Here is a 3,270-nt window from a genome sequence, read left to right on the forward strand (position 1 = left end):
TGGGCGCCCCATCTGCTGGCCGCCGCCTTGGGCTTGCACCGCGCCCACCACAGCGTTGACGCCGTCAGCGGCCATCGCGTCAGCTTCGGCCTGGTTCGCATGGCCAACATCGAGCCGCTGTTTGAAGTGGCGCTGGCCTTGTTCGGCCAGCCTGCGCCTGAAGGCTGCCGGGTGCACCTGTGCGTCTACCACTCCCGCCACCCCTTGCTGGTGCGCTCAGCCATCGAGCAGCAGCTCGACCAGGCGCTGAAGCGGCACGAGCCTGACGCCGTGTTCGCCCTGCCCGGCATTCGCCAGCGGCTGGACGCCGCGCCCGAGGCCGATCAGCTCTTCATCGTGCTGGGCTCGCCCGTGACCGAAGTGGGCCGCGACCATGACTACGACTGGGCCGTGGTGGAACCTTCGTCCATGCGCTCGCTGATCCAGTTGGCCGGCCGCGTGCGGCGCCACCGGCCAGGCGCCGTCAACGAAGCCAACATCCTCGTGCTCGACCACAACCTGCGCCACTTCCAGCAGCCCGGCCAGCCAGCTTTCTGCAAGCCCGGTTTCGAGGCACCCGACTTCCGGCTGAGCAGCCACGATCTGCACGCCCTGGTTCGGCCCGAAGAGCTGGCGGTGATCGACGCCCGGCCCCGCATCGTGCCGCCCGCCGAACTGCAGCCCCAACAGCGACTGGTGGATCTGGAGCACGCCCGGCTGCAGCAGCACATGCTGCCGAGCGCAGCGCCCGCGCCTGCACCGCCTCGCGGGTTGGTCAGCCGCGCCCGCACCCAGGCCGCTGCCGCGCCCCCGTTGGCAGCACTCAACGCCAGCACATGGTGGGACGCACCGCCACAAGACGCCACGCTCACAGCCGTCCTGCAACGCGCCCAGCCCTTCCGCCAGGAGCCGCACCCAGCCGATGTGACGCTGGTGTTGCGGCCGGATGAAGACGGTGAGACTGCTCACTTATATCGCGTGCAATCCACCTTGCGCCCAGGCGACGAGATTTATGAACCAGCTAACTTGCGATGCCACCACGTGCCGAACAAGGCAGTGGGTGGCGAGCGCATCCAGCCTTGGGGCATCACTGACTACATGAGCGCGCTGACCGACCTGGCCACCGCGCTGGACATGCCCTTGGACCTCTGCGCCAAGCGCTTCGGCACTGTGGCGGTGCCCGACAACCCCGACGGCTGGCGCTACCACCCGGCCTTGGGTTTTGCAAAGAAGCGGCATTGACGAGGAGGGCCGACACCTGAGGTGTCGGCCCGCTGCCTGTGCGGCAGTGAAGCATGACATCGGCAAACCGAGCGTCATTTTTCTGAGCTGCCTTACGGCAGTCTGGCGAGGTTACACCACGCATATGGATGAATTGACAAATCGAGCTTCATTGGTTGACAAATGCGTACCGCCCGCCCTACATTGGGTGAACGCGCAGGGTGGTGGAACACCCTGCGCGTTCGGAGCAACGCCATCGGTTTGAAGAGCCACGGCACCAACGGTCGTAAGGATGTCGGCCAAGGAGGATATGAACGTGAGTAGCGTTCACCCGACCATAAGCGTCTGACGCAGCTTGACGCTGCGTTCCCAAAGCATCCCCGCGGCATTGCCCTGGGGATTTTAGTCGCGGCCTTGCGCCGCGACACCCCCTCAGGGAGATGTCATGTCTACGCACCTCATTGGGCGTCAGGCAGAGCTTCGTTCGCTTGTTCTGGGCTTCTTGTCCGAACGATTGAACGCCAAATTGGAAAAGCTCGCCGAATACGACCCCAAGCGCGCCGAGTTGCAGGCGCAGTTCCAACCCGCGATCTGGCTGGAGGACGCGGCCCGCCGCGTCGGGCAGATCCAGGCCGTCACGCACTCGCTCAAGCCCATTCACCCGGATGCCAAGGGCAGCAGCCTGTACCGCGACCCCAGCAGCATGCAGCCGCTGGACGAAATGGGCAGCCACGCGCTGGGCGCCGAATTTGACGCCGATGTGGTGGGCAATGCCGCCGCGTTGGATGTCTACAAGCTCCTGAAGCTGGCGCACCAGGGCGAAAGCCTGCTGAGCTTGGCGACACAGGCAGATGCCGACCTGGCCGCCGCGCTCAGCGACGACCCGGCCCAAGCGGCGGCATGGATGGCCGCTTTTGCGGGCTTGTCCGAAGCGCGGGGCCGCCTCAGTTCGCACACGCTGGCCAAGCAGTTTTACTGGCTGGTGGGCGCGGACCCGCACGACGATGCCGGCTACCACCTGCTGGCGCCGCTGTACCCCACCTCGCTGGTGCACCGCGTCTACCAAGCCTTGCAGGACGACCGCTTCAGCGATGAGGCCAAGGCCGCACGCGAGGCCCGCAAGGCGGGCCACTGGCACGAGCGCCAGGTACGCGAGTATCCGCAGTTGGCCATCCAGAGCCTGGGCGGTACCAAGCCGCAGAACATCAGCCAGCTCAACAGCGAGCGGCGCGGCAACAACATGCTGCTCGCCTCGCTGCCACCTGTGTGGCGCTCGGCGGAGATTCGGCCGGTGCTGGGCACGGCTTCGCTGTTCAAAGTCTTCGGCCACCGACCCGAGGCCCGCCGGTTGACCCAGTTGCTGCGCCGCTTCCTGGAGGGCGACCCGGCACGCAACCTGGAAACCCGCACCCAGCGCGACGAATGGGTAGAGGCCCTGCTGGAAGAACTGATGCTGTTCACCGCCGAGCAGCAGACCTTGGAACCCGGCTGGTCGACCGATGCGCGCTGTGAGCTGCCCGCCACGCACCGCGCCTGGCTGGACCCGGAAGGCGCGGGCGAGACCCCGCCCGACCTGATCGACGAACTGGCCCGGGACTTTGCCAACTGGCTCAACCACGCGCTGCGCACCCCTCTGCCCATGGGCGATGCCGAGTACCTGCATTGGCGCAAGCAGGCACGCGAGCTGTTCAAGGCCATGGAACGGGAGGGCGTGCTGTGAGCCAGCCCACTCCGCAACACCGCGCAGTGCTGCTGCTGCCGCACCTGCGCGTGCAGAACGCCAACGCCATCTCCAGCCCGCTGACCTGGGGCTTCCCGGCCATCACCGCCTTCACCGGCCTGATGACAGCACTGGAGCGGCGCCTGGGCCCCGAAGCGGGCATCAACCTGCTGGGCGTGGGCGTGGTCTGCCACGGCTTCGAGGCGCAGGTCACCACCAGCGGCTACACCCGCGCCTTCCATCTCACGCGCAACCCTGTCCTGCAAGACGGCAGCACCGCCGCCATCGTGGAAGAAGGCCGCGCGCACCTGGAGATCAGCCTAGTGTTCGACGTGCGGCTGGGCGACGCG

General features: G+C 66.9%; 2 protein-coding genes and 1 pseudogene. All 3 read left to right on the plus strand.

Translation table 11 applies throughout. From position 1 onward, the window contains the following. A pseudogene (locus FKP22_RS25280) lies at positions 1-1,221 on the plus strand (type I-F CRISPR-associated helicase Cas3f); the annotation flags it as partial. A gap of 493 nt (positions 1,222-1,714) precedes the next feature. Beyond that, positions 1,715-2,920, plus strand: coding sequence for a type I-F CRISPR-associated protein Csy1 (csy1, locus tag FKP22_RS25285; protein ID WP_211361575.1), 1,206 nt, complete (start codon positions 1,715-1,717; stop codon positions 2,918-2,920). Then, positions 2,917-3,270 (plus strand): type I-F CRISPR-associated protein Csy2 (locus FKP22_RS25290; RefSeq protein ID WP_233446966.1); only part of this gene is annotated, 354 nt, incomplete at its 3' end. The genes csy1 and FKP22_RS25290, both read left to right, overlap by 4 nt.

It is taken from the genome of Ideonella azotifigens (genome assembly GCF_006519715.1).
Classification (GTDB): Bacteria; Pseudomonadota; Gammaproteobacteria; order Burkholderiales; family Burkholderiaceae_C; genus Ideonella; species Ideonella azotifigens.